17 protein-coding genes are annotated in these 23,159 nt (G+C 59.1%); 12 read left to right on the top strand and 5 right to left on the bottom strand.

Annotation, left to right across the window (positions count from 1 at the left end):
- Positions 1-3: 3 nt before the first annotated feature.
- Positions 4-1,110 (bottom strand): DUF2332 domain-containing protein, encoded by a 1,107-nt coding sequence (locus ACGHU1_RS07105; protein WP_390585097.1) that lies wholly within the window; start codon positions 1,108-1,110, stop codon positions 4-6.
- Positions 1,111-1,195: 85 nt separating this feature from the next.
- Between ACGHU1_RS07105 and hisG the strand changes: the two genes are divergently transcribed.
- The 6 genes from hisG to ACGHU1_RS07075 all read left to right on the top strand — a co-directional run bounded on the left by hisG (position 1,196) and on the right by ACGHU1_RS07075 (position 7,905).
- Positions 1,196-1,882: an ATP phosphoribosyltransferase gene (gene hisG, locus ACGHU1_RS07100; RefSeq protein ID WP_390585094.1), complete on the top strand. Its 687-nt coding sequence runs from the start codon at positions 1,196-1,198 to the stop codon at positions 1,880-1,882.
- A complete protein-coding gene (gene hisD / locus ACGHU1_RS07095; RefSeq protein WP_390585091.1) occupies positions 1,882-3,174 on the top strand; it encodes a histidinol dehydrogenase in 1,293 nt (430 codons plus the stop codon). The genes hisG and hisD overlap by 1 nt, the downstream gene beginning before the upstream one ends.
- Positions 3,171-3,644 (top strand): transcription antitermination factor NusB, encoded by a 474-nt coding sequence (gene nusB, locus ACGHU1_RS07090; RefSeq protein WP_390585089.1) that lies wholly within the window; start codon positions 3,171-3,173, stop codon positions 3,642-3,644. Before hisD ends, nusB begins: the two co-directional genes overlap by 4 nt.
- A 17-nt stretch (positions 3,645-3,661) precedes the next feature.
- Complete coding sequence (gene thiL, locus ACGHU1_RS07085) at positions 3,662-4,534, top strand: thiamine-phosphate kinase (protein WP_390585087.1); 873 nt, start codon at positions 3,662-3,664, stop codon at positions 4,532-4,534.
- 213 nt (positions 4,535-4,747) lie between these two features.
- A complete protein-coding gene (locus ACGHU1_RS07080) occupies positions 4,748-6,865 on the top strand; it encodes a sodium-translocating pyrophosphatase (RefSeq protein ID WP_390585085.1) in 2,118 nt (705 codons plus the stop codon).
- A 116-nt stretch (positions 6,866-6,981) separates the two neighbouring features.
- Complete coding sequence (locus ACGHU1_RS07075) at positions 6,982-7,905, top strand: acyl-CoA thioesterase (protein WP_390585083.1); 924 nt, start codon at positions 6,982-6,984, stop codon at positions 7,903-7,905.
- A 13-nt stretch (positions 7,906-7,918) separates the two neighbouring features.
- On the opposite strand, the gene ACGHU1_RS07070 is transcribed toward ACGHU1_RS07075, so the two are convergent.
- Positions 7,919-8,737: a universal stress protein gene (locus ACGHU1_RS07070; protein WP_390585081.1), complete on the bottom strand. Its 819-nt coding sequence runs from the start codon at positions 8,735-8,737 to the stop codon at positions 7,919-7,921.
- Positions 8,738-8,878: 141 nt separating this feature from the next.
- Between ACGHU1_RS07070 and ACGHU1_RS07065 the strand changes: the two genes are divergently transcribed.
- Together ACGHU1_RS07065 and ACGHU1_RS07060 are read left to right on the top strand one after the other, a co-directional pair.
- Complete coding sequence (locus ACGHU1_RS07065; RefSeq protein ID WP_390585078.1) at positions 8,879-10,372, top strand: carotenoid oxygenase family protein; 1,494 nt, start codon at positions 8,879-8,881, stop codon at positions 10,370-10,372.
- A 505-nt stretch (positions 10,373-10,877) separates the two neighbouring features.
- Complete coding sequence (locus ACGHU1_RS07060; protein WP_390585077.1) at positions 10,878-11,492, top strand: superoxide dismutase; 615 nt, start codon at positions 10,878-10,880, stop codon at positions 11,490-11,492.
- Positions 11,493-11,577: 85 nt separating this feature from the next.
- On the opposite strand, the gene ACGHU1_RS07055 is transcribed toward ACGHU1_RS07060, so the two are convergent.
- Complete coding sequence (locus ACGHU1_RS07055; protein WP_390585074.1) at positions 11,578-12,633, bottom strand: fatty acid desaturase; 1,056 nt, start codon at positions 12,631-12,633, stop codon at positions 11,578-11,580.
- 71 nt (positions 12,634-12,704) lie between these two features.
- Complete coding sequence (gene uvrC, locus ACGHU1_RS07050) at positions 12,705-14,648, bottom strand: excinuclease ABC subunit UvrC (protein ID WP_390585072.1); 1,944 nt, start codon at positions 14,646-14,648, stop codon at positions 12,705-12,707.
- Positions 14,649-14,891: 243 nt separating this feature from the next.
- Between uvrC and ACGHU1_RS07045 the strand changes: the two genes are divergently transcribed.
- From ACGHU1_RS07045 to ACGHU1_RS07030, 4 genes are all read left to right on the top strand, one after another.
- Positions 14,892-16,325 carry a heme peroxidase family protein gene (locus tag ACGHU1_RS07045; RefSeq protein ID WP_390585069.1) on the top strand — a complete coding sequence of 478 codons (1,434 nt, stop codon included), beginning with the start codon at positions 14,892-14,894 and terminating at the stop codon, positions 16,323-16,325.
- Between the two features lie 123 nt (positions 16,326-16,448).
- Positions 16,449-17,654 carry an NAD(P)/FAD-dependent oxidoreductase gene (locus tag ACGHU1_RS07040; protein ID WP_390585066.1) on the top strand — a complete coding sequence of 402 codons (1,206 nt, stop codon included), beginning with the start codon at positions 16,449-16,451 and terminating at the stop codon, positions 17,652-17,654.
- 229 nt (positions 17,655-17,883) lie between these two features.
- Entirely contained in the window at positions 17,884-19,350 is a 1,467-nt protein-coding gene (locus ACGHU1_RS07035; protein WP_390585064.1) for a wax ester/triacylglycerol synthase family O-acyltransferase, read from the top strand.
- Positions 19,350-20,156 (top strand): esterase/lipase family protein, encoded by an 807-nt coding sequence (locus ACGHU1_RS07030; protein WP_390585062.1) that lies wholly within the window; start codon positions 19,350-19,352, stop codon positions 20,154-20,156. The genes ACGHU1_RS07035 and ACGHU1_RS07030 overlap by 1 nt, the downstream gene beginning before the upstream one ends.
- Here the strand turns inward: ACGHU1_RS07030 and ACGHU1_RS07025 are convergent.
- Positions 20,153-23,146, bottom strand: coding sequence for a hypothetical protein (locus ACGHU1_RS07025; protein ID WP_390585060.1), 2,994 nt, complete (start codon positions 23,144-23,146; stop codon positions 20,153-20,155). The two genes, ACGHU1_RS07030 and ACGHU1_RS07025, sit on opposite strands and share 4 nt — an antisense overlap.
- Positions 23,147-23,159: the final 13 nt, after the last annotated feature.

Raw genomic sequence — 23,159 nt, 5'->3', positions numbered from 1 at the left:
GCTTTAGCCACCGCTCCATTCGACCCAGGCCCCGTGCGGGTGCGCGTGGCTTAGCAGCACCGTTTCGCCGCTATGATCGCCGCCATCCCAAAGGCGCACTTTCAGCTCGTGCCGGAATGTCTTGGGATCGGTTTCCAGCGATACCCAGCCGAGCGGCCGATCTGAAGATGCAAGCTCGCCAGCAGCCTCGAATTGCGCAGTGATGGCGGCCTGCGTGCTTTCGGGCATGTATTGCCACATGATCGAATGGAACATGACCCGCGCGGTGCTGCCCGCTTGCGGCTGGGCAAGAAACCATTTGACGAACGCGCCCGCATCTTCTCGCGTTAATACAGGGGGCTGATTGCTCGCCAATTCGATTGCCGCGTCGATCCGTGCCATTCTTCCCGGTGCGTCAGGCCAGACATAGCTTTTCAGCTTTAACGCACTGTCAGCATCCGACAGGTCAATTGGTGCAAGATCGCATCCGGCCACGGACAGGATCTCGAAATCCTCAGTTGCAGCTGGCGGAGAGGCGCCTTTCCATTCCGGCGCGATGTGCATGGGCGAATTTGCAGGCCCGACCACTGTCTCGCCTAAAGTGAACCGGTACCGGTCAAGCATGGTGATCACACCCGCGCTCGCGCCCAGTTCAAACAGCTCAAATTTCCTTTGCGTCCGCTGCGCCAGCCATAACAGTCCGCCCATGATGCTGGCTGCCCGGCCAGCCTCGTTCGTCTGCGGCGGTCCATCCAGCCAAGGGAGCAGCTGCGCATCGAATTGTTCGACCAGTTCGCATACGAGAGCGTCAACGCGCTGCTGATCGGCGATCTGGCCGCTGTAAACGCGCGCCAGCCTGTCGTCCTGTCCCGAAAGCAGCAAATGGTGCAATCCGCCTGCAACGCGCAGCGGCATCGCATCTTTCAGCGTCAACCCCTCCCACCCGGCGATCCGTCGCCCTGTCAGCGTGTCTGTGCGCAAAACCGCCTTCAGTGCGCGCACGATCCGCGCGGTGCATGGCGCAGCGTTGATTTCGGCATGTTCAGCCTGCCAGTCGATCGCCGCGCCGATATCCTCAATCGCCATTACGGTGCTGTAATCCGGTCCCGAATTCGCATCTGTCGCCGACATTTCCGCATCTCTCCTGTGCGTGTGTCCATTGCCCTTTCGCATGCCAGTGCCTAAGTGCCCCAGCGCAATCGGACAAAGACACGAAATGACTATCGATCAAGCCAATGACGCATTCGGGCAGCTGACCTTTGCTGTTCCCAAAGGACGTATCCTCGACGAGGCGCTGCCGGTTATGGCTGAGGCCGGAGTGGTGCCCGAAGACGGCTTTCACGACAAGTCCAACCGCTCGCTGTCCTTTGACTGCACGCGCGAAGACATGCGGATTATCCGGGTGCGCGCATTCGATGTTGCGACATTTGTCGCGCACGGCGCAGCGCAGATCGGCATCGTCGGATCGGATGTGATCGAGGAATTCGATTACGCCGACCTCTACGCGCCTGTCGATCTCGATATTGGTCACTGCCGTCTGTCCGTCGCCCGGCTAGAACACGATACCGCAGAAAATGCCGGCAGCAGCCATCTGCGCGTTGCGACCAAATATCCCAATCTCACTCGCAAGCATTTCGAGGCTGCGGGTATTCAGGCCGAATGCGTCAAGCTGAACGGCGCAATGGAGCTTGCCCCCTCGCTCGGACTTGCGCGGCAAATTGTCGATCTGGTGTCGACAGGCCGGACGCTTGCGCAGAACGGTTTGGTCGAAACGAGCAGGATCATCAACATTTCCGCCCGATTGATCGTCAACCGGGCTGCATTGAAAAAAGATCCGCGCGTTGCCGACCTGGTTTCGGCTTTCCGCAGCAATGCTGAAACTCGCACTGGAAAGGCCGCCTGATGCAGTCGCTTTATTCACAAGACGCAGGATTCGAGGCCGCGTTTCAAAAGCTGGTCAATGGGCGGCGCGAAACCGATAGTGATGTCGCAAAACAGGTTCAGTCGATCCTCCGCGATGTAAAGGGTCAGGGTGACAAGGCGCTGTTTGAATACACCCAGCGTTTCGACCGGTTTTCACTGAGGACCGAGGCGGACTGGTCGATCACAGCGGATCAATGCAAGCAGGCCTATGATGATCTCGATGATGAGCTGCGCGATGCCCTGAATCTCGCGGCAACGCGGATCAGGGCCTATCACGAGGCACAATTGCCCGAGAACCGCGATTATACCGATGATGCTGGCGTGCGGCTGGGCGCGATCTGGCGCCCGGTGGATGCTGCCGGTCTCTATGTGCCGGGCGGCCGGGCGGCATATCCGTCTTCGCTGCTGATGAATGCAATCCCGGCCCGCGTGGCAGGGGTTGAACGGCTTGTAGTCGTGACCCCGACACCCGGCGGCACTACCAACCCGATGGTGCTTGCCGCCGCGCACATCGCCGGTGTCGATGAAATCTGGCGCGTTGGCGGAGCGCACGCGCTCGGTGCGCTTGCTTATGGCACGGACAAGATCAAACCGGTCGATGTGATCACCGGCCCCGGCAATGCTTATGTGGCAGAGGCGAAACGCCAGCTTTACGGTGTTGTCGGTATCGACATGGTGGCCGGCCCTTCGGAAATCCTCGTCATCGCCGATGGCAAGAACGATCCCGATTGGATCGCAGCCGATTTGCTAAGTCAGGCAGAGCACGATCCGACATCGCAGTCGATCCTTATCACCGATGATGAAGGTTTCGGGTTGCTCGTGCGCGATTGCCTGAGATTGCAGCTCATGCAGCTTTCAACGGGCGAAACCGCCAAAACGAGCTGGGAAGCCAATGGCGCTGTCATCTATGTTGAGGATTTGGCGGCGCAGGCCCCTGCCCTTGCCAACCGGCTCGCCGCTGAGCACGTCGAACTGGCGGTCGACAATCCAGAAGCGCTGATGGCCGACATCCGGCACGCAGGCAGCGTCTTTCTTGGCAGGATGACACCCGAGGCCATCGGGGATTATGTCGCGGGTCCAAACCATGTTTTGCCGACCGGACGCCGAGCACGCTTTTCCAGCGGGCTTTCGGTGCTCGATTTCATGAAGCGCACCAGCTTCCTCAGCCTCGACGAGGCGTCCTTTTCAGCTATCGGCCCTGCCGCAGCTGCCCTTGCCCATGCCGAAGGTTTGCCGGCACATGCCAAATCGGTGGAGCTCCGCATCAAATGAATACGACCGCCCGATCCGCCGCCCGTTCGACCGCGCGCCTTGCCGCCGTGCAGGCATTATACCAGCAGCAGATGGAAAAAACCCCGCTGCCGAAGCTGCTCAATGAATTTCACCAGCACCGGCTAGGCCGCGAGATTGATGATGAGGATCACGAAGGCGAAGTTTACACCGATGCAGAAGTCGAATTTTTCGACGATATTGTGCGCGGTGTCGATGCGCGCCGGGATGAGATCGACGCGATCCTGACGGCCAAGCTGGCAGCGGGCTGGACCCTCATGCGGCTGGACAAGACCATGTTGCAGGTGCTGCGCGGCGGCGCATACGAATTGCTCGCCCGCGCAGACGTGCCAAAGGCCGCAGCAATCAGCGAATATGTCGATGTCGCCAAAGCGTTCTTCGATGACCGCGAAGCCAAGTTCGTAAACGGCATTCTGGATGCGGTGGCCAAGGACGCGCGTCAAGTTCGCTAGGCTGTGACGGGCATGGTATGCACGCCGCCATGATGACCGAGCGCGAATTTTTGTCTGCCCTGCAAACCTTGCCGCTGCATCCGGGCGGGCGCGGGTTGAAAGATGACTGCGCGCTCATCGAAATCGGCGGCGAGACGTTGATCTTCAACCATGACATGATGGCCGAAGACACGCATTTTCGCCGCGACGCGGACCTCGCCGATGTCGCGTGGAAACTGGTCGCAATCAATCTGTCCGATCTTGCGTCAAAGGGCGCAGAACCTGTCGGCATCATGCTGGGCCATTCGCTAGGCGGCAACGACCAACGGTTTATCACCGGTCTGCGCGAGGCGATGCACGAATATTCGGTTCCGCTGATGGGCGGAGACACCGTCGCCGCCACTGGCGCAAGCACATACAGCATCACCGCAATTGGCCGCGCCACAAGCCAGCCAGTGCCCTCCAGAACGTCTGCAAAGCCCGGCCAGCTGCTATATGTCACGGGTACAATCGGGCGCGCGATGCTGGGTTTCGAAGGGGTTTCCAAGCACCTCGAGGCATTCAATCGGCCCCGCGCCTGTATTGCAGAGGGGATCGCACTGGCACCGCAGGTCGGCGCGATGATGGATGTGTCGGACGGCCTGCTGCTGGATGTCTACCGCATGGCAGAGGCCAGCGGCGTATCGATTTCGCTCGATCTATCCGCGATACCCGTAGCTGACGCGAAAAAGCGTGACGAATGCATCCGATGGGGCGATGATTACGAGCTGCTTTTCACCCTGCCCCAAGGCGTGCCACCAGCCGTATCAGCGACACTGATAGGCACGGTGGAGCAGCGCGGATTTGTTCCGATATTTATTGACGGGCACCCGGTCGCCAACAGCGATGGCCTTGGCTACCAGCACGGCTGAACGCGCGTCAAAGCCGCGCGGCCAATCGCGGCAGGTGTGACACCCTCCACCCCTCCCAAAACTGCCTAGAGGCAGGCTCTATCCACCGCGCAGACTTGTCAGCTTGCGGCAAGTTCGTATGACTGTGCGGATTGCGCCGCAAAAAATATAAGCGGGATCTTTTAAAAAGGGTGCAATTCTCAAAAATTTCCGCGTCTTGAGAGGGGATATTTCGTGGACTTAATTCTGATATCAATCGGGCTGGGACTGCTCGCCGTGATTTACGGCGTAATTACTCGCAGCCAAGTGCTGAGCGCCAGCGCCGGAAATGCAAAAATGCAGGAAATCGCCGGTGCCATTCAAGAAGGCGCGCAGGCCTATTTGAACCGCCAATACACCACCATCGGGATCGTCGGCGTTGTCGTCGCGGTCATAGTCGGGGTTTTCCTCGGATTGATCCCGGTGGTCGGATTTGTCGTTGGCGCCGTACTCTCCGGCGCTGCTGGATATATCGGCATGAACATTTCCGTTCAGGCCAATGTCCGCACCGCGCAGGCGGCAAGCACGGGTCTGCAAGAAGGTCTGACCCTGGCATTCCGCGCCGGCGCGATTACGGGCATGCTGGTTGCCGGTCTTGCGCTTTTGGCGATCGCTGTGTTCTTTTATGTACTGATCGGACCCATGCAGCTTGAGCCTAACAGCCGCGCCGTTATCGACGGACTGATCGGGCTCGCATTCGGTGCTTCGCTGATTTCGATCTTCGCGCGTCTCGGCGGAGGTATCTTTACCAAGGCGGCCGATGTGGGCGCCGATCTGGTTGGCAAGGTTGAGGCCGGGATACCGGAAGATGATCCCCGCAACCCAGCCGTGATCGCTGACAATGTGGGCGATAATGTCGGCGATTGTGCCGGTATGGCTGCCGATCTGTTTGAAACATATGTTGTGACTGTCGGCGCGACCATGGTTCTGACCGCACTGCTGCTAACCCAGCTGGGCGAGCTGCTGCTGCCATTGATGGCGTTGCCGTTGCTGATTGGCGGGGCATGTATTGTCACCTCGATCATCGGCACATATTTCGTGCGGCTTGGCGGGGGAACGAATGTGATGGGGGCCATGTATAAAGGCTTCATCGTCACCGCCGTGCTTTCTATCCCGCTGATCTATCTCGTGACGCAATATGCGCTCGGCTCGGTCGGAACGGACATGAACACGGTGATTAACGCGGGAACAGGAATGGTCGAATTTACCGGCATGGACCTGTTCTATTGCGCGATTATCGGCCTGCTTTTGACCGGCATCATCATCTGGATCACAGAGTATTATACGGGCACCAATTTCCGCCCGGTGCGCTCCATCGCCAAGGCTTCGGAAACGGGCCACGGCACCAACGTGATCCAAGGGCTGGCCATCAGTCTGGAATCGACCGCCCTGCCGACACTGGCAATCATTGCTGCGATTATCGGCGCGTACCAGCTGGCAGGTCTGATCGGCCTAGCTTACGGAGCAACCGCGATGCTGGCGCTGGCCGGTATGGTCGTCGCTCTCGACGCGTATGGACCGGTGACCGACAACGCAGGCGGCATCGCTGAGATGGCCGGTCTGGACGACAGCGTTCGTGAAAAAACCGATCTGCTCGATGCAGTCGGCAACACAACGAAAGCCGTGACCAAGGGATATGCAATCGGTTCTGCCGGTCTTGCCGCTCTGGTCCTGTTCGCTGCCTACACCGCCGATCTCCGGGCTTACTTCCCCGAAGCGACGGTCGATTTCAGTCTGGAGAACCCGTATGTGATCGTCGGTCTCCTGCTGGGCGCATTGCTGCCGTATCTATTCGGCGCAATGGGCATGACCGCCGTTGGCCGCGCAGCAGGGGACGTGGTGAAAGACGTGCGTGAGCAGTTCAAAGAGAAGCCCGGGATTATGGATTTCTCCGAGAAGCCTGACTACGCACGGACCGTCGATCTGGTGACCAAGGCCGCGATCAAGGAAATGATCATTCCTTCGTTGCTGCCAGTGCTTGCGCCAATTGTGGTCTATTTCGTCATCACTCTGCTTGCCGGTCAGGACAACGGCTTTGCCGCTCTTGGCGCGTTGCTGCTGGGTGTGATTGTCGGCGGTCTGTTCGTCGCACTTTCCATGACAGCCGGCGGCGGCGCTTGGGACAATGCGAAGAAATACATCGAAGACGGCAATCACGGCGGCAAAGGGTCGGAGGCTCACAAGGCCGCAGTTACCGGCGACACTGTCGGCGACCCGTACAAGGACACAGCCGGGCCTGCCGTGAACCCGATGATCAAAATCACGAACATCGTTGCGCTGCTTTTGCTCGCGGCTCTGTCTGGGGCGCATTAACCCGCCCATCCGATTGATCGGAAGTTGACCCCGCCCGGAGCGATCCGGGCGGGGTTTTCCTTTGCCGGTCCGCTGCAATCTTGACCTTAAACCGTCCTGACCGCATTGCCGCACGCATGAGCGACAATCCGACCCCTGAAAAGCTAGCCGACGGGCTGGTCCGCCTCCTCACAGTCGAAAAACGCGGCGCCGATATTTATGCGGGCCACCCGCAAAAGGGCGGCGTCGGGCGCGTGTTTGGCGGGCAGGTACTAGCACAGGCCCTGCAAGCGGCTCAGGCCTCGGTCATCGATGGCAAGACCGCCCACTCGCTCCACGCATATTTCCTGCGCGGAGGCAAGGAAGGGATGCCGATCGAATACAGGATCGAGCGGGATTTCGATGGGCGCAGCTTTTCAAACCGGCGCGTGGTCGCCGCGCAGGAAAACGAGGACGGGACCAGCACGCCTATCCTCAACCTGACCGCGAGCTTTCAGACGCCGGAAGACGGGCTGGAGCACATTGACGCAAAAATGCCCGACGTCGCGCCGCCCGAAGAGCTTAAGTCCGATATGGAAATGCGGCGCGCAATGGCCGACAAGATCGGCGACAAGCTGTCCGACGCACAGCGCGCGCTGATGCTGCGCCCTCGCCCGATTGAAATGCGCACGATTGACCGGCTGCACTGGATGAATTCCGAGCCGCGAGAACCCAAGGCGCATACTTGGTTCAAAACGGCGGCGGCGCTGCCCGATGATGCAGACCTGCACCGCGCGATCATCACCTATGCCAGCGATTACACGTTGCTGGGGACCAGCGCCCTGCCCCACGGCCTAAGCTGGATGCGCGGCGAGCTTGTGGGTGCCAGTCTCGATCATGCGATCTGGTTCCATCGGGAGGCGCGCGCGGACGAATGGCTGCTTTACGCGACAGACGCGCCATGGTCGGGCAGCGGGCGCGGCTTTAACCGGGGCCGCATCTTCAACCGGGCGGGCGATCTGGTCGCAAGCGTTGCGCAAGAGGGCATGATGCGAAAGCGCAAGGCCAAGCCCGCCGGCTGAGATCAGCGCAGCTTTAGTGCGCTAGGAAAATCGGCAATTTCGGGTCGGTTAGCGACCGGCGCGTGACCCCGCCCAGCAGCATCTCTGCCAGCCTTGAGTGTCCATAAGCGCCCATCACCATCATCGAACAATCGCGCTGGCTCGCCGCGGCAAACAGCGCGTCCGAGATTTTCGCATCGCCGCGAGGGATCTCGACAATTTCGGCCTCGATATCGTGGCGGCTGAGGTATTTTGCCCCTTCGCTGGCGGGGAAATCAAACCGGTCCTTGTCATCTTCCTCTGCAACGCTGATCAGCTGCACATCGCTGTCGAATTTGAGCAGCGGAACCGCAGCACGCAGTGCGACACAGGCCTCTGACGAACCGTTCCACGCGATCATGACAGGGCTCGTCAGATCAAGCCGCTTTGTTTCGCTCGGCACAACGAGAACCGGAACCGGCGCTTTCAAAGCCAGAGTGCCTGCCATGCTGGATGGGCGCCGGGTGCCTTCTTCGCCTACATCGTGGGGGCCGACAATGACGAGGTCATGCAGGGCCGATTGTTCCATCAACCGGTGTTCCGCCATTCCGTAAAGGAATTTCCATTCCCAATTCACGTCCTCGTTTTCGAGGTCAGCGGTGATCCGTTCGCGCACCTCTGCGGCGGCCTCCCTGATACGGGGCATCGCGGCGGCCATTGCCGATCCGTAAAAATCACCGGGGGCAAAAACCTCGAAACTTACAGCCTGAAGGAACGTGATATGCGCGCCAGTGACGCGGGCAATATCCAGGGCGACCTGCATTCGGGCCTCCATTGCGTTGTCACCGTCAGCGTGAACCAGAATAGATTTCATTGGGACTCTCCTTGTGTATGCCGGAAAGTGTGCGCCGAATGGTCCGTTGCCGCCTTGATCCACGTCAAAACACCCGCAAAATTTAGGCGTTTTCTTGGCTGCTGCTCTTCTATAACCTGCATGGGAGGAGAGAAACCCAATATGCAGATTACCCGTCAGCCCCCTGTCAAAATTACGCTTCAGCCGTCGAACCATCCGTATTTGTCAGGGCCGTGGACGCCAGTTCACGAAGAGGTTGTCGTTGAAGAGCTGGAGGTGATCAAAGGCGAAATTCCTGCGGATATTGACGGAATTTATCTACGCAACACCGAAAACCCGGTGCATCAGCCGCTGGGGCGGCATCACCCCTTCGATGGGGACGCGATGATCCATCAGGTCAGCATTTCGGGCGGTAAAGCCAGTTATCGCAACCGCTTTGTGCGCACCCAGTGCTTTGTCGAGGAACAGCTATCCGGCGGTGCGATCTGGGGCGGGCTAATGGACCCGCCATCGCTTTCCAAACGGCCCGGATTTGGCGCGCATGGCAGCCTTAAAGACACCGGAAGCACCGATATCATCGTGCATGCGGGAAAGGCGCTGGCGACGTTTTATCAATGCGGAGAGGCATGGCAGCTCGATCCTTTAACGCTGGACAATCTGGGCAAAGCGCCGTGGGGGCCGCTGGACGGCGTCTCCGCGCATCCCAAGGTGGACGAGGCAACCGGAGAGTTGATGTTCTTCAACTATTCCAAACATGCCCCTTACATGCATTACGGCGTGGTAGACCGCGATGGCACGCTGTCGCATTATGTGCCGATCCCGCTATCCGGCCCGCGCCTGCCGCACGACATGGCGATCACCAAAAGCTGGTCGATCCTTAACGATATGCCGCTGTTCTGGGATGCAGACCTTCTTAAACGCGGTATCCATGCCGCGCGTATTCACGAAGGTATCCCGACGCGTTTCGCGCTCATCCCGCGCCGCGGCCAGCCGGAAGACATCCGCTGGTTCGAAGCGTCTCCGACCTATGTCCTGCATTGGACCAACGCGTGGGAGGAAGGCGAAGAGGTCGTCTTGGAAGGGTATTATCAGGACAAGCCCATGCCCGATCCGATTGAGGAGGCGGGCGAGTTCAGCCACATGATGGCTTATGTGGATGAGCATTCATTTCAGTCGCGTCTGCACCGCTGGCGGTTCAACCTTTCCACCGGGGAATGCACAGAGGAGCGATTGTCCGACCGGATTGTAGAATTCGGCATGATCAACCCAAACCGGCTGATGAAAAAGTCGCGCTATGTGTGGTCCACAACCACGCGGCCCGGCTGGTTCCTGTTCAACGGGTATTGCCGGCAGGATACGCTTACCGGTGAGGAGCAATTGTTTGAGCTGCCGGACGGTGTCTATGCCAGCGAAAGCCCGATGGTCCCGCGCACCCCTTTGCCCGGCGAACAGATCGCCGATCTGGCCGAAGATGATGGTTATCTGGTGACGTTCCTGATTGATGAGAATTCTGGAAGTTCGCAACTGGCGATCCTCGACGCGGCTGACGTTACCAAGGGGCCGATTTGCCTCGCAAAACTGCCGCACAAGATCAGCAGCGGTGTCCACTCGGCATGGGTGGGCCATGGTCAATTGCAGGCCGACCGGGCAAGCTAAATCTGTTTTGCCTACACACCGTCAGGGTCATCACCACTGCCAGATCAGCGTTCCTCTGATTTCGGCTCCGGTCACGCTCGCAGGTGTCTCGTTGGAAGACTGATATTTTCGCATACCTCGAAGCGAGTACCGCCCGTTGCGCGCCCGCGCTGCGACCGTTTTCACAAGTGTTCCGAAATGCGGATGATCCACCAGGACAACATCGTTTTTCAAGACCGTGCGTTTCCGCCGGAAAAGCGCAAGTGTTCCGCCAGGCAAGGTCGAGTCCATTGATTGCGCATTTACGCGCAGCAAAGTAAAACCAAACAACCTCAACCTATGCTCCCTCGCGCATCGCTTTCATGTCCCGGTATTACCGAGAAAGGTGTGGTACGGCGCTGAACGGGGGGATCAGGACATTCCGCTATTGCCTGACGCGTATAAATCCGACCGAGGGTATGCAACCTTTCCGCGCGGAATGCGTTGTGGTTAAAAGAATTCAAGTTTTACAAGAAGAGGTATCATCGTGACTTTCCAACTCATCGACCTTCCCTATGACGACACCGCTCTGGAACCGGCCGTTTCAGCGAAAACCCTGTCGTTCCATTATGGCAAACACCACCAGGCCTATATCGACAAAACCAACTCCGCGATCGAAGGTACCGATCACGCGGATGCTTCGTTGGAAGCGGTTGTTTCCGCGGCACGCGGCAGCAATCAGGGCCTCTTCAACAACGCGGCGCAAAGCTGGAACCATGCATTCTACTGGCATTCGATGGCTGGCGAAGAAACCGCCCCGTCCGATGAACTGAAAGCGAAAATCGAAAGCGCGTTCGGCTCCGTCGATGCGCTTAAAGATAAGCTGAAAGAGCGCGGTGCAGGACACTTCGCCAGCGGCTGGGTCTGGCTCGCTGAAAAGAACGGCGAACTCACCATCGAAGAAACGCATGATGGCGACACCATCGCCGATCAGGACGGCGTAAACCCGCTGCTCGTCGTCGATCTGTGGGAGCACGCATACTATCTCGATCACCAGAACAAGCGGCCGGCCTATCTCGATGCGGTCGTTGGTTCCAAGCTGAACTGGGCTTTCGCCAGCGAAAATCTCGCGCGCGGTGAAGCGTGGACTTACCCGAAGTAAGCGCCTTATCCGAACAATGAAAAGGCCCGGCCCGCACACTGCGGACCGGGCCTTTTTCGTTGGACCGCTGCTTCTATCAGGCGGCCTATGCGGCGAGCCGTTTGGCTTCGCGGAAACTCACCAGCTTGCGCCGGTTTTCGTCCCATAACGTAAGCAATAGCGGCTTGAACGTTTGGCGAGTCGTATACCTGTTGACCTCTGCCAGCTCAGGATGAGTTTTCAGCACGTCGGGCAGGCGGTAAAATGGAATCCGGCTCATCAGGTGGTGGACATGATGGATGCCGATATTGGCAGTAAACCAGCGCAGCCCGATCGGCAGGTCAAGATACGTGCTGCCGAGCAAGGCCGCATCGTGGAATGTCCACTCACGTGCATGATCCCAGTGCGCGTCCTCAAACTGGTGCTGGATATAAAACAGCCAGACACCGACAGAAGCCGCCGTAAGCAGCACAGGAACGAACACAAGCACGGTTGCAAGCAGACCGAACTGATAGATCAGGCCAGCCATGATAACCGCAATCACGGCATTGGTGGCCATCGCGCTGATCCAGTAAATTGAACCCGCTTTCATCAGACCGATGGGAAGCCGGTGGCGAAGCATGAACAGATATGCCGGACCAAATCCCAACAGGACAATCGGATGGCGATAAACCCGGTAACCGAGCCGGCCTAGCCACGACAGCTCACGAAATTCGCGTACTGTCAGCGTATCGACATCGCCAAATCCGCGCGCATCCAGATTGCCGGTGCTGGCATGGTGAAGCGCGTGCGAGCGTTTCCAGCAATCGTACGGGGTCAAGGTCAGCACACCGATCGCCCGGCCCAGCCAGTCGTTCATCTTTCGGTTGGAGAAATATGATCCATGCCCGCAATCATGCTGGATGATGAACAGCCGCAGCAGGAACAGTCCGGCCAGCGGTGTTGCCAGCAGCGCAAGATAATACCCGGCGGAAACCGCCGCCAGCAACGCTGCAAACAGCGCCGCGAACGGCACGAACGTAATTGCAAATTCCCACCAGCTACGTGCGGCATTCGGCGTGCGGAACTTGGCCAGGTCCCGCGCAATCTGTTTCGGGTCAAGACTGGTGTCGACAGGCTGCGGGGCCGCAGGTGTGAGGCCGTCAGTCGTATGATATGTCACGAAAGATCCTATTGGTAAGTTGGCTTACGTGGCTAGCTGCCAATTGCGACTTTGTCACGACACACTGCCGATCAACCGCTTGTATGATAAAAATCGTAAACTTTCCGCGCAACCGTCTCGCTGACACCGGGTGCGCGCTGCAAGTCTTCCAACGCGGCGGCGCGAACTTTGCTGGCGGTTCCGAAATGCAGCAGTAATGCACGTTTGCGGGCCGGACCGATGCTGGGAATCTCATCTAGCGGAGAGGCGGTAATCGCCTTTGACCGTTTCGCCCGGTGCGCCCCGATGACATAGCGGTGCACCTCGTCGCGCAGGTTCTGAAGATAGAATAGCAGCGGCGAATTTGTCGGCAGGGTTTTCTCGCGTCCATCCGGGAAATGGAACACTTCGCGCCCCTCGCGGCCATGATGTGGCCCCTTGGCAATACCGATGACTGCCAGATCTTCGATGCCGAGTTCGCCCAGCACCTCCATCACGCTCGACATTTGGCCCTTGCCACCGTCAATCAGGACGAGGTCCGGCCACACTCCGGCGCGTTCGCGGTCGGGATCGTCTTTCATGGCGCGAGTAAAGCGCCGCTTCATCACCTCGCGCATCATTGCAAAGTCATCGTTCGTCTGCGCTTCGCGGATGTTGAATTTCCGGTACTGTGATTTCTCGAAGCCTTCGGGACTGGCGACAATCATGGCGCCGACGGCCTTCGTCCCCTGAATGTGGCTGTTATCGTATACCTCGACGCGCTGCGGCGGGGCATCCAGTTCGAGGAATTCCGCCAGCTCGCGGTTCACCTTTGCCTTGGTCCCGGTTTCGGCCAAGCGGCGCTCCAGCGCATCAGTGGCGTTGCGGCTGGCCTGCGCCATAAGTTTGCGCCTGTCGCCGCGCTGCGGGATAGAAAGCACGACTTTCTTTTCCGCGACTTCGGACAGGGCCGCTTCGATCAACTCGCTTTCGGGCAATTCGCGATCAACCAGCACGGTCGATGGCGGCGGCACCTCTTCATAAAATTGAAGCATCACGTTGGAGAGGACCTGCGCCTCTTCGACGTCTTTCGTGTGGCTGGGGAAGAACGCGCGGTGTCCCCAATTCTGCCCGCCGCGAATGAAGAATGCCTGCACGGCAATATGACCGCCTTTGGCAGCGAGAGCGAAGACATCAGCGTCCCCCACCCCGCTGGCGTTGATTGCCTGGCTACCTTGAATGAACGTGGCGGCGCGCAAACGGTCGCGCAGGATCGCAGCCGTTTCAAAATCAAGCTCTTCCGCCGCTTTTGCCATTTGCTTTTCAAGGTCGGCCTGCACTTTCCCCGACCTTCCGGCGAGGAAGTCCTTCGCTTGGTTTACCAGCCCGTCATATTCGTCTTTTGATATCCGGTCGACGCACGGGGCCGAACACCGCTTGATCTGGTAGAGCAGACAGGGCCGGTCACGATTGTTGAAAAAACTGTCAGTGCAACTGCGCAGCAGGAACAGCTTTTGCAAAGCATTCAGGGTGGTGTTGACGTTGCCCGCGCTTGCGAAGGGGCCGTAATAATTGCCTTTCGCCCGCCGCGCGCCGCGATGTTTGTGGATACGCGGAAAAGCATGATCCGCGCGCAGCAGAATAAACGGAAAACTTTTGTCATCGCGCAGCAGCACGTTGAACGGCGGGCGAAACCGCTTGATCAGCTGCGCTTCCAACAGCAGCGCCTCCGCTTCGGAATTGGTCGTCACAATTTCCATGCTGCGGCATTGGCTGACCATGCGTTGCAAGCGGCCTGTCAGACCGTTGATCTGCGTGTAATTCGCCACCCGCGCCTTTAGACTGCGCGCCTTGCCAACATACAGCACATCGCCGCGCGTATCGCACATCCGGTAAACGCCGGGCACAGGCTTCAGCGTCTTTACCGTTTCGCGAATGGCGGTGACGCCCGCCTCCAGGTTCGGTTTGGCACTGGAGACCGTGTAGGCCGCGCGTTCCTCGTTGAAACGTTCGGCTCCTCTGGGGTCATGCGGTGTTCCAGCGGGGGTTTTCGACATGATGTGCAGATAGGGTCTGAGCCGCCCGGATGGAAGCGGGGACCTGTGCAAAGGCCCCCCCTTGTATACTTTCGCCAATTACTGCGCCCCATCAATCACTCGTCGCTAAATATACACCTTATGACGAATCTAATAGAGTAAAAATACGGGACCGATTTAGTGTTTGGATAAATATAAAAGTAACGGGTTGTCTAACTATAACTAACAGGAGGATAACCCGTGTCCAATTCAGAACATCATGGCATGAAGCAGTTCGAAGGATTGTCGCCATATTGCAGTGCCAGCCAATATGGTGAACCGCAGCGCGACGACCGGTTCGGACGATTATTCAAAGACATACCGCCAAACTACACGCACCCTGATATTCTGATCGAAATCGGCAGGGTCGGCGGCAACATGGAAGACCCCGATGACAAGGGCCGCACCATGTCCGTACCTGTGGGGATGGTCTTCTTTGGCCAATTCGTCGATCACGACATCACGCTGGACGCCTCGACCACATTCGATAGCGTTGTCGACAATCCCGGCGAAATCGCCAATCTTCGCACGCCGACGCTGGACCTGGATTGCATCTATGGCCTCGGCCCGGAGGCGCAGCCTTACCTATTCAATCAGGATCGTGACCCCGGTCCTCCCTCCCGTCCCGGACCGTTTGCGGGCGTCAAACTGCTGACGGGCGCGGACAATCCCGGTCAGGCCGGCATCCCGGAAAGCGATCTGCTGCGTTCGCCCAATGGCCGCGCGATCATTGGCGATCCGCGTAATGATGAAAACCGGATCATCAGCCAGATACAGCTCGCAATTATCCGCTTTCACAATCACGTGGCGCAGACACTCCATGACGAGGAAGGGCTGAGCGGACACGACCTGTATGAGGCTGCCCGCGAAGAGACGACATGGCATTACCAATGGGCAGTCGTGAACGATTTCCTGACCGACATGTGCGGGGAGCCGGTGGTCGAGAAAATCCTTGGCTGCGGACGCCAGGTTTATTGCGGTAAAGTGCCTTTCATCCCGGTCGAGTTTTCGGTCGCGGCATACCGGTTCGGCCATTCCATGATCCCGATGAAACTGCAGGTGCAGATGAACGGCGACCCGCTGGAATTGTTCGGCGATGAGCTGGGGCAGGGTTTTGACCCGCTCAACAACCCTGCCGCTATCGTGGACTGGCATGAACTGCTGTTCACACCGGAAAACAGGCAGGTCGAACGCGCGCAAAAGCTCGATACCAAATTGGCGAAAGACCTACTCGACCTACCGTTTATCGATCCGGCGGCCCCTGCAAAGGAAAAGTCATTGGCGACACGCAACCTGCTGCGCGGCAACACTTTCCTGCTGCCCGCCGGAGAGAAGATTGCGAAGGCAATCGGCGAAAGCGATGCCAACATCAAAAAGGTCGTCGATAAGGCCAACGATGTGAACGGTGATCTGGGCGCGGAGGGCATTCCACTGTGGCTCTATATCCTTGCAGAGGCCGAAGTCATTGGCCGCGCCCGCAAGAACGAAAACGCGAAAAAGGGCGAAGGGCTAGGCCCAGTTGGCGCGACCATTGTGGCAGAGGTGATTATCGGCCTGCTCGAACTTGACGATCATTCCTATCTCGGCGCGAACCGCAATTGGTCCCCGCGTGAAGAATGGAACACTCTGGGTAAACTTCTGACGGTGGCCCAACCCTAACCATCCGCCGTCAATCCGCGCGGAGCGGAACTGGATTATTCGCCCCCGATCCGGTTTCGCTCCGCGCATTTCTTTCGGCCAAAGCGCATTGGCAAAACCGCTGACAAAGCCTAGCGCCGCGTTATGCCTGCCCCATCCAATTCGTATGATGTCATAATCCTGGGCGCAGGCGCCGCTGGCCTGATGTGCGCTGCACGGGCAGGCCAAAAGGGGCTGCGCGTCGCGGTGCTGGAAAAGGCTGAGAAACCGGGCAAGAAAATCCTGATTTCGGGCGGCGGGCGGTGCAATTTCACCAATATCCATGCCGGTCCGGGAAATTACCTGTCCGACAATCCGCACTTCGCGAAATCCGCGCTAGCCCGCTATTCTCCGCAGGATTTTATCGACCTTGTTGATCGCCACGGCATCGCCTGGCACGAAAAGACCTTGGGCCAGCTGTTCTGCGACGGCTCGGCCAAACAAATCGTGCAAATGCTGCTGGATGAATGCCCGCCGGACACTGTGGATGTCATCTGCGATGCCGAAGTAAGCGCGGTGGAGCTTGTGGAGGGCAAATATGGCGTGATAGCCAGCGGCAAAGTGTACACAGCGGGCAAACTGGTCATCGCCACCGGCGGCCCTTCGATCCCGAAAATGGGCGCGAGCGGGTTTGCCTACGATCTTGCACGGCAGTTTGGCCTGAAAATCGTGGAGCCGCGCCCTGCGCTCGTCCCGCTGACGCTGGGCGGAGACGACGTTCTGTTCCGCGAACTCTCCGGCGTGTCTGCACCCGTTTCTGCCAGCGCGGGCCGCGGCAAGGCAAAAGCCCGCTTCGATGAGGCGGCGCTGTTCACGCATAAGGGGCTGTCCGGTCCGGCCATCCTCCAAATCTCGTCCTATTGGCGGCATGGCGAAGAAATCGGCATTTCGTTTCTGCCGCAGGCCGATGAAGAATGGCTGCTGTCGTTGAAACGCGATCACCCGCGCGCCACGATCCGGGCGGTCCTGCGCGAACATTTGCCCGCACGGCTCGCCGATGCGCTGTCCGAACGCATCGGGCTGGAGCGCGAATTTGGCAATGTGCCGGATAAAGACCTGCGCGCTGCCGGGCGCAAACTGGTTGACTGGCGCTTCTCACCGAACGGAACCGAAGGGTTTGCCAAAGCGGAAGTTACCATTGGCGGGATCGCCACTTCCGAGCTTTCATCGCGAACAATGGAAGCAAAAAAAGCGCCGGGCCTCTATGCAATCGGTGAAGCGGTGGACGTGACCGGATGGCTGGGCGGATACAATTTCCAATGGGCCTGGGCCAGCGGCGTCGCCTGCGCCGAAGCGATGGCAGAGCAATAAAGTTGCGCGCACCCTTTCCCTAGCGGCAATGATTGCCGTCCGCGTGAGGTTGTAACGGAACTGAAACAGGCTTACGCCCGTAACCAAGAGCCAAAAGGCCGGGTCATCCTCGAACTGTTTCGCCTTCATTTTGCGCAGCGGTAGGGTGACAAGAAAGCAGGAGAGCGCCTTGCGGCAATTGCAGGGAATGGACTCGTCGTTTGTCGCGCTGGAGTCCCCTAATTCGCCGATGCATATCGGCAACTTGCTGATCTACAACCCGGCCACGGCTCCGGGCGGCTTTGTCCGTTTCAAGGATATCCTGAAATTTTTCGAAGACCGGATGCACCTGTCAAAGACCATGCGGCAACGGCTGGTGCGCGTCCCGCTCGACCTGGATTATCCATACTGGATCGAAGATCCGAATTTCGATCTGGAATACCACCTGCGCCATGTCGCCCTGCCCAAGCCCGGCGATTGGCGGCAATTGTGCATTCAGACCGCGCGCATCCATTCCCGCCCGATGGATCTCAACCGACCGCCATGGGAATTTACCGTGATCGAAGGGCTGGAAAATGTCCGCGACTTCCCGCCGGGCTGCTTTGCATTCGTGACCAAGGTGCACCATTCCGCCATCGACGGGATGAGCGGGATTGACCTGATGGAGGCCGTCCACACGATGACCCCGTCGACTGCACCGCCAAATTCGGCCGATGACTGGAAGCCTGAAAAAATCCCTGGTCCGGTTGAGCTGCTCGGCAAATCCTATATCAATGCCCTGCTTAATCCGCTGAAACAGGCGCAGGTTGCGGCGCAGGCCGTCCCGGGCGTTGCCAGCGCGATCAAAGGCCTCGTCACACGCGATTTCAAGCTGACGACCGACCTCGTCCCGCCGCGCACCCGTTTTAACCGCTCCATCTCGCCGCACCGCGTTGTCGAAGGGCGCAGCTTTTCGCTTGCCGAAATGAAGTCGATCCGCGCGCTGTTGCCGGAGGCAAAGGTCAATGACGTGGCGCTGACTGTGATAGGCGGCGCGCTTCACAAATACCTAACGGCCAAGGGTGATCTGCCCAAATCGACCATGACCGCAATGGCCCCTATCTCCGTCCGGTCTGACAATGAGAAAGGGGACATGGGCAATCAGGTCGCAGCCATGATCGCCCCGCTCGGCACACATATCGCAGATCCCAAAGAACGGCTGGAATATGTCTTTGGACAAACCAGAAATTCCAAGGCAATGACAAACGCCTTGGGTGCGCGCACCATGACCGAGGTGAGCAAGGTCAACCCGCTGCTATACATGGCTCTTGGGTCGCAATTGTTCAGCCGGGTCAGCTTGGCGCATAAGGTTGCGATGCCGTTCAACACGGTTGTCACCAATGTGCCAGGACCGCCGATCCACATCTATTCGGCTGGCGCGCGGATGGAGAGCATGGCGCTGTCCCTCATCTGCCTGACAGACGGGCTGGGCCTTGCGCATATCGTGCAAAGCTATGTCGATGAGGCCATTATCAGCTTTACCGCTTGCCGCGATATCATGCCTGACCCGGATTTTTACGCCGAGTGCATTCAGGAGAGTTTCGACGAAATGCTAGCCGCAGCCACACCGGCCAGCGCAAAGCAGACCAGACAAACGCCACGAAAGACGGCGGCCAAGAAACCGGCAAAACGAACGCCAAAGAAAACAACGCGTCGCATCGCGAAGGAGATCGAATAATGGCCAGCATGGCACCCAGCATTCACGGAAACGGACAGGACACGCCCGCAGCGGTTCCGCCAAACCGTTTCTGGACCTTCGCAGAGGGGCGCGCCCTTTTCGAACTTGGGGCGTTTTACGCCGCGACCCCGCTCCTGTCGGCGTTACCGAAAGGCGATGGCCACGCGGTCGTCACCCTTCCCGGCTTTATGGCGACGAACAATTCGACTGTGCCGATGCGCCGGTTGCTAAGCCGCCTTGGCTATGATGCGCACGGCTGGGATTCGGGCCGCAATGTCCGTGTGAACGAGGCGCTTCTGTCGCGGCTCGAAAAACAGCTTCAGCGACTGCACAAAAGCACCGGGCGCGCAGTCTCCCTGATCGGCTGGAGTCTGGGCGGCGTGCTTGCTCGCGAACTGGCAAAGCTACACCCGGACAAAGTGCGGCTGGTCGTCAGTCTGGGCAGTCCGATTTCGGATGATCGCAATCACACCAACGCAGCGCGCCTGTTCAAATTCTTTAATGGAGAGGAACCTGAAAACCTGCGCGGCGGCCAGTTTCAGGGCCTGGACACCGCGCCGCCCGTGCCCACAACATCGATCTTTACCAAGACCGATGGGATCGTGCACTGGCGCGGAAGCGTGCAGCAGCCGGGCGATCACCCGACCGAGAATATTGAGGTGTATGCCTCCCACTGCGGGATGGGTGTAAACCCGTCGGTGATGGTTGCATTGGCTGATCGGCTGTCGCAGGCCGAAGGGGAATGGTCACCCTTCGCACCAAAGCTGCACCAGCGCATTCTCTTTCCAAAAACGCGGATTGATTAAAACAGCTTCCGCAGATCAATTCCTACAAACCGGCCTGTCGGATCGATCAGGAACGGCTGGTAATTGATCGGCGTGTCGCCGTTTTCATCGGTCACCTGTCTGCGTGCGTCGAAGACATTGTCGACGCGAAAACTGACGCGAAAGTTTTTGAGCAAGCCGTCATTGCGGCCCACGAGTTCGCCGACATTGGTGAACACGCGAAGGTCGAAGGTCGCAAGATCATCCAGAAAGATATCGGTGCTGCCCGGTAAATCCGATCCGTTTACCGTGGCGGAACCGGTGTATTGGCCTGACAGCCGCATCCCGATCCCGTTGCCGAAGATGCCGGCTTCCAACCGCGCCGAATGCTGGGCCAATCCGAACGCACTGGTGGAATCGCCATCCAGCTGGTCGAGGACTGGCACGCCCGGTGCGATCAGAATCTCGTTCTCCAGCTCCATATTGTAGGTCAGGTTCGCGAAATAGCGCCAGCCTCTGCGTCCTCCCGGAGGCCCAGCGAGCGGGTTGAAGCCGCCGCCGCGGCGGGCCTGCTGGCCGCCACTTTGACCGCCTCCCGCTTGCTCTGCGCCGGCTTGCTCTCCGCCCGCAGCTTGACCGCCGCCCTGACCTTGTCCGCCTCGCGGACTGCGCGCGCAGAAAAATTCGCGGAATTGGGCAAGGCGCTCTGGCGCGATTTCGCCGTTCTCGTCGCGGGCGCGTGACAGCATGCGCTCCATCCGCTGCATATCGACGCCGGGAAACTCGCTGGACATGTCTTCCCCGCTCTCCGCCGCTGCGACAAGCCGCGTGAGGAAATCCAGTCCGTCATCGGCGCAGACCTTTTCGCGGAATGCAGCGATTTGTGCGCGTTGCTCTTCGGTTGGGGGGCTGCCGTCACCGCGCGGCCCGCGCCGCGCGCCGGTGCCCGGCTGGCCGGATGCGGCATCTGGGGCCGATTGCGGGCGGGATGGCGCAGTTCCGGCATTGGCAGGCCGCCCGCTAGCCGCTCCGCCTCCAGAACCGCGCTCGCCGCGAGCCGAACTGTCGCCGCCGCCGAAACTGCCGCGCGTGGTTAGGATAAATTGCAGCCTGTCGGCGCGCGTTTCCGCGTAGGAAACCGGGCGGCGGTCAAGTGCGATTAGGGTTCCGCCCGCATCGCGGGTCACTCGGTCGGCAAAGGCATCCTCGATCGCCGGCGTCAGCGCCGGGAAGCTTGACGTAACATCGTCAGAGCGGTTGCGGATATATTCGATGGAAAAGCGTGTTCCGTCCCAGAACGGCAATTCCCAATTGGCCGCGAATTTCCAGTCGCGCTGGGTTTCGGCGGGCAGCAGCGGGTTGCCGCCGGTCGTAACGGTCGCCAGCACGGATTCGCCATTGGTGAAGTCGAATACGGCGGTGTTGAACGATGTAACTTGCGGATTGCCCAGATTGCCCAGCGAAGAAGCGACCTCGCGAACGATGTAATTGGCGGACAGGTCAAGATTGTCGAACGGCGACCAGTTAACGCCCACATTGAAATCGCCCAGCAATCCAAAATCGGACAAGTCCTCCAGACCGGCCTGCGCCGTGAAGGTTAAACTGCCCAGTGCATCTGCAAATCCGTTGCGGCGGCTTGTGATCGGAATGACCAGATTGGCCCCTGTCGATAGATCGCGGCGTGTCAGCTGCGCGGACTGCGCGGTGCGGGTGTCGGAGCTTTCGATCTGCTCCCAATCCACGCCCAGATCGAAGGTCGCAATCACCTCTCCGCCGGGAAGCTCAGCTACGGGGCCGCGCAATGTCGTGAGCGCCGTTCCCGCAATCGTCTGCGTTTGCGCGATATCGAAACCGCGATCGACAGCGCTTGGCAGTTCGCCGTCCAGTGCAAGTGTGCCGGCGAGCGCATCTGCCTCTAGCTGATTGGTATCGAATTGCTGGTCGATCTCGCGCTCGACCTCGGTCAGGCTCGCATCGAAGGTTGAGGTCAGCTGAAAGGCATTGACCTGTTTGCTGATCGACCCGGCAGCCGAAACCGTATCGGTCGCAACACGCTGTTCCAGCGGCGTGTCTTCGCCAAATGTGCGAAGCAGGCTGTTGCCATCCGCATCGGTTAGCGTGACGGTATCGAGGCCGGAGAGGGAACGGCTGTCATTGCGGGTGTAATTGAGGTTGGCCGAAACCGAAGTTCCGCTTTCGAGATACGCCTTTGCCCAGCTGATATTGGCTTCCAGTTGCCGGGCATCGGAAACGAGGCTGCGCGCAAGCGCCGGGTCGGGATCGGTAGCGATGCCGGAAACCGATCCATCGGTCTGGATGATATCGCGCTCTGCCTCGGTCAGCAGCGAGGTGTCATTCGCCTCCAGATTGATGTTGAAGCGGCCGCCATCGGCAATTTTGAGATAGCCAAACTCCTGTTCATTCACCCAATAGCCGCCGCGATCCGGCCCCTCGAACTCCAGCTCGATTTCGCGGCTTGCATAATTTTCTTTGAGGATGAGGTTGATGACGCGGCGGTCAGGCGAAAATCCAAAACGCTGCGCGACTTCTTCGGGAAACACCTCTACCCGTGCCAGCGCCTCTGGCGGGTATGAACGCAGTTCGCGGAAAGAGCCGACGCGGATGCCGTTGACCAGAATGATCGGGCGTCCGCCATCGCCGCGCCCGCGCGCAGAGCCTGTCTGGTTGGTGACCTGCGTTACCAGATCGGCAATCGAGGCCACGCCTTCTGCGGCGATATCTTCTTCGTTCAGTTCCAGCAGCGGGGCGGTTTCGACGTCCAGTTGCCCGCGTAGGCGCTGGGCGGAAACCACGATCTCGCCCTGCTCACCATCACCGCCAGAGGAGACATCAATGCCGTCATCGTCCTGCGGTGCTTCTGGCGCTGGCTGCAATTCGAGTGTGCCTGCACCTGAATACAATGCGTTGCGGGTGTCATCGGCAGTGGCGGGTTGGGACAAGGCAGCTGCTGTCAGGCAGGCAATACCGGTGGATACGCGAAGCCGCGCACGGGCGGAGAGGGGGAGGATCATGCGCACCCTTTTT

It is taken from the genome of Erythrobacter sp. MTPC3 (assembly GCF_042854385.1).
Taxonomy (GTDB): Bacteria; Pseudomonadota; Alphaproteobacteria; order Sphingomonadales; family Sphingomonadaceae; genus Erythrobacter.
This window is presented reverse-complemented; position numbering and strand designations above follow the sequence as displayed.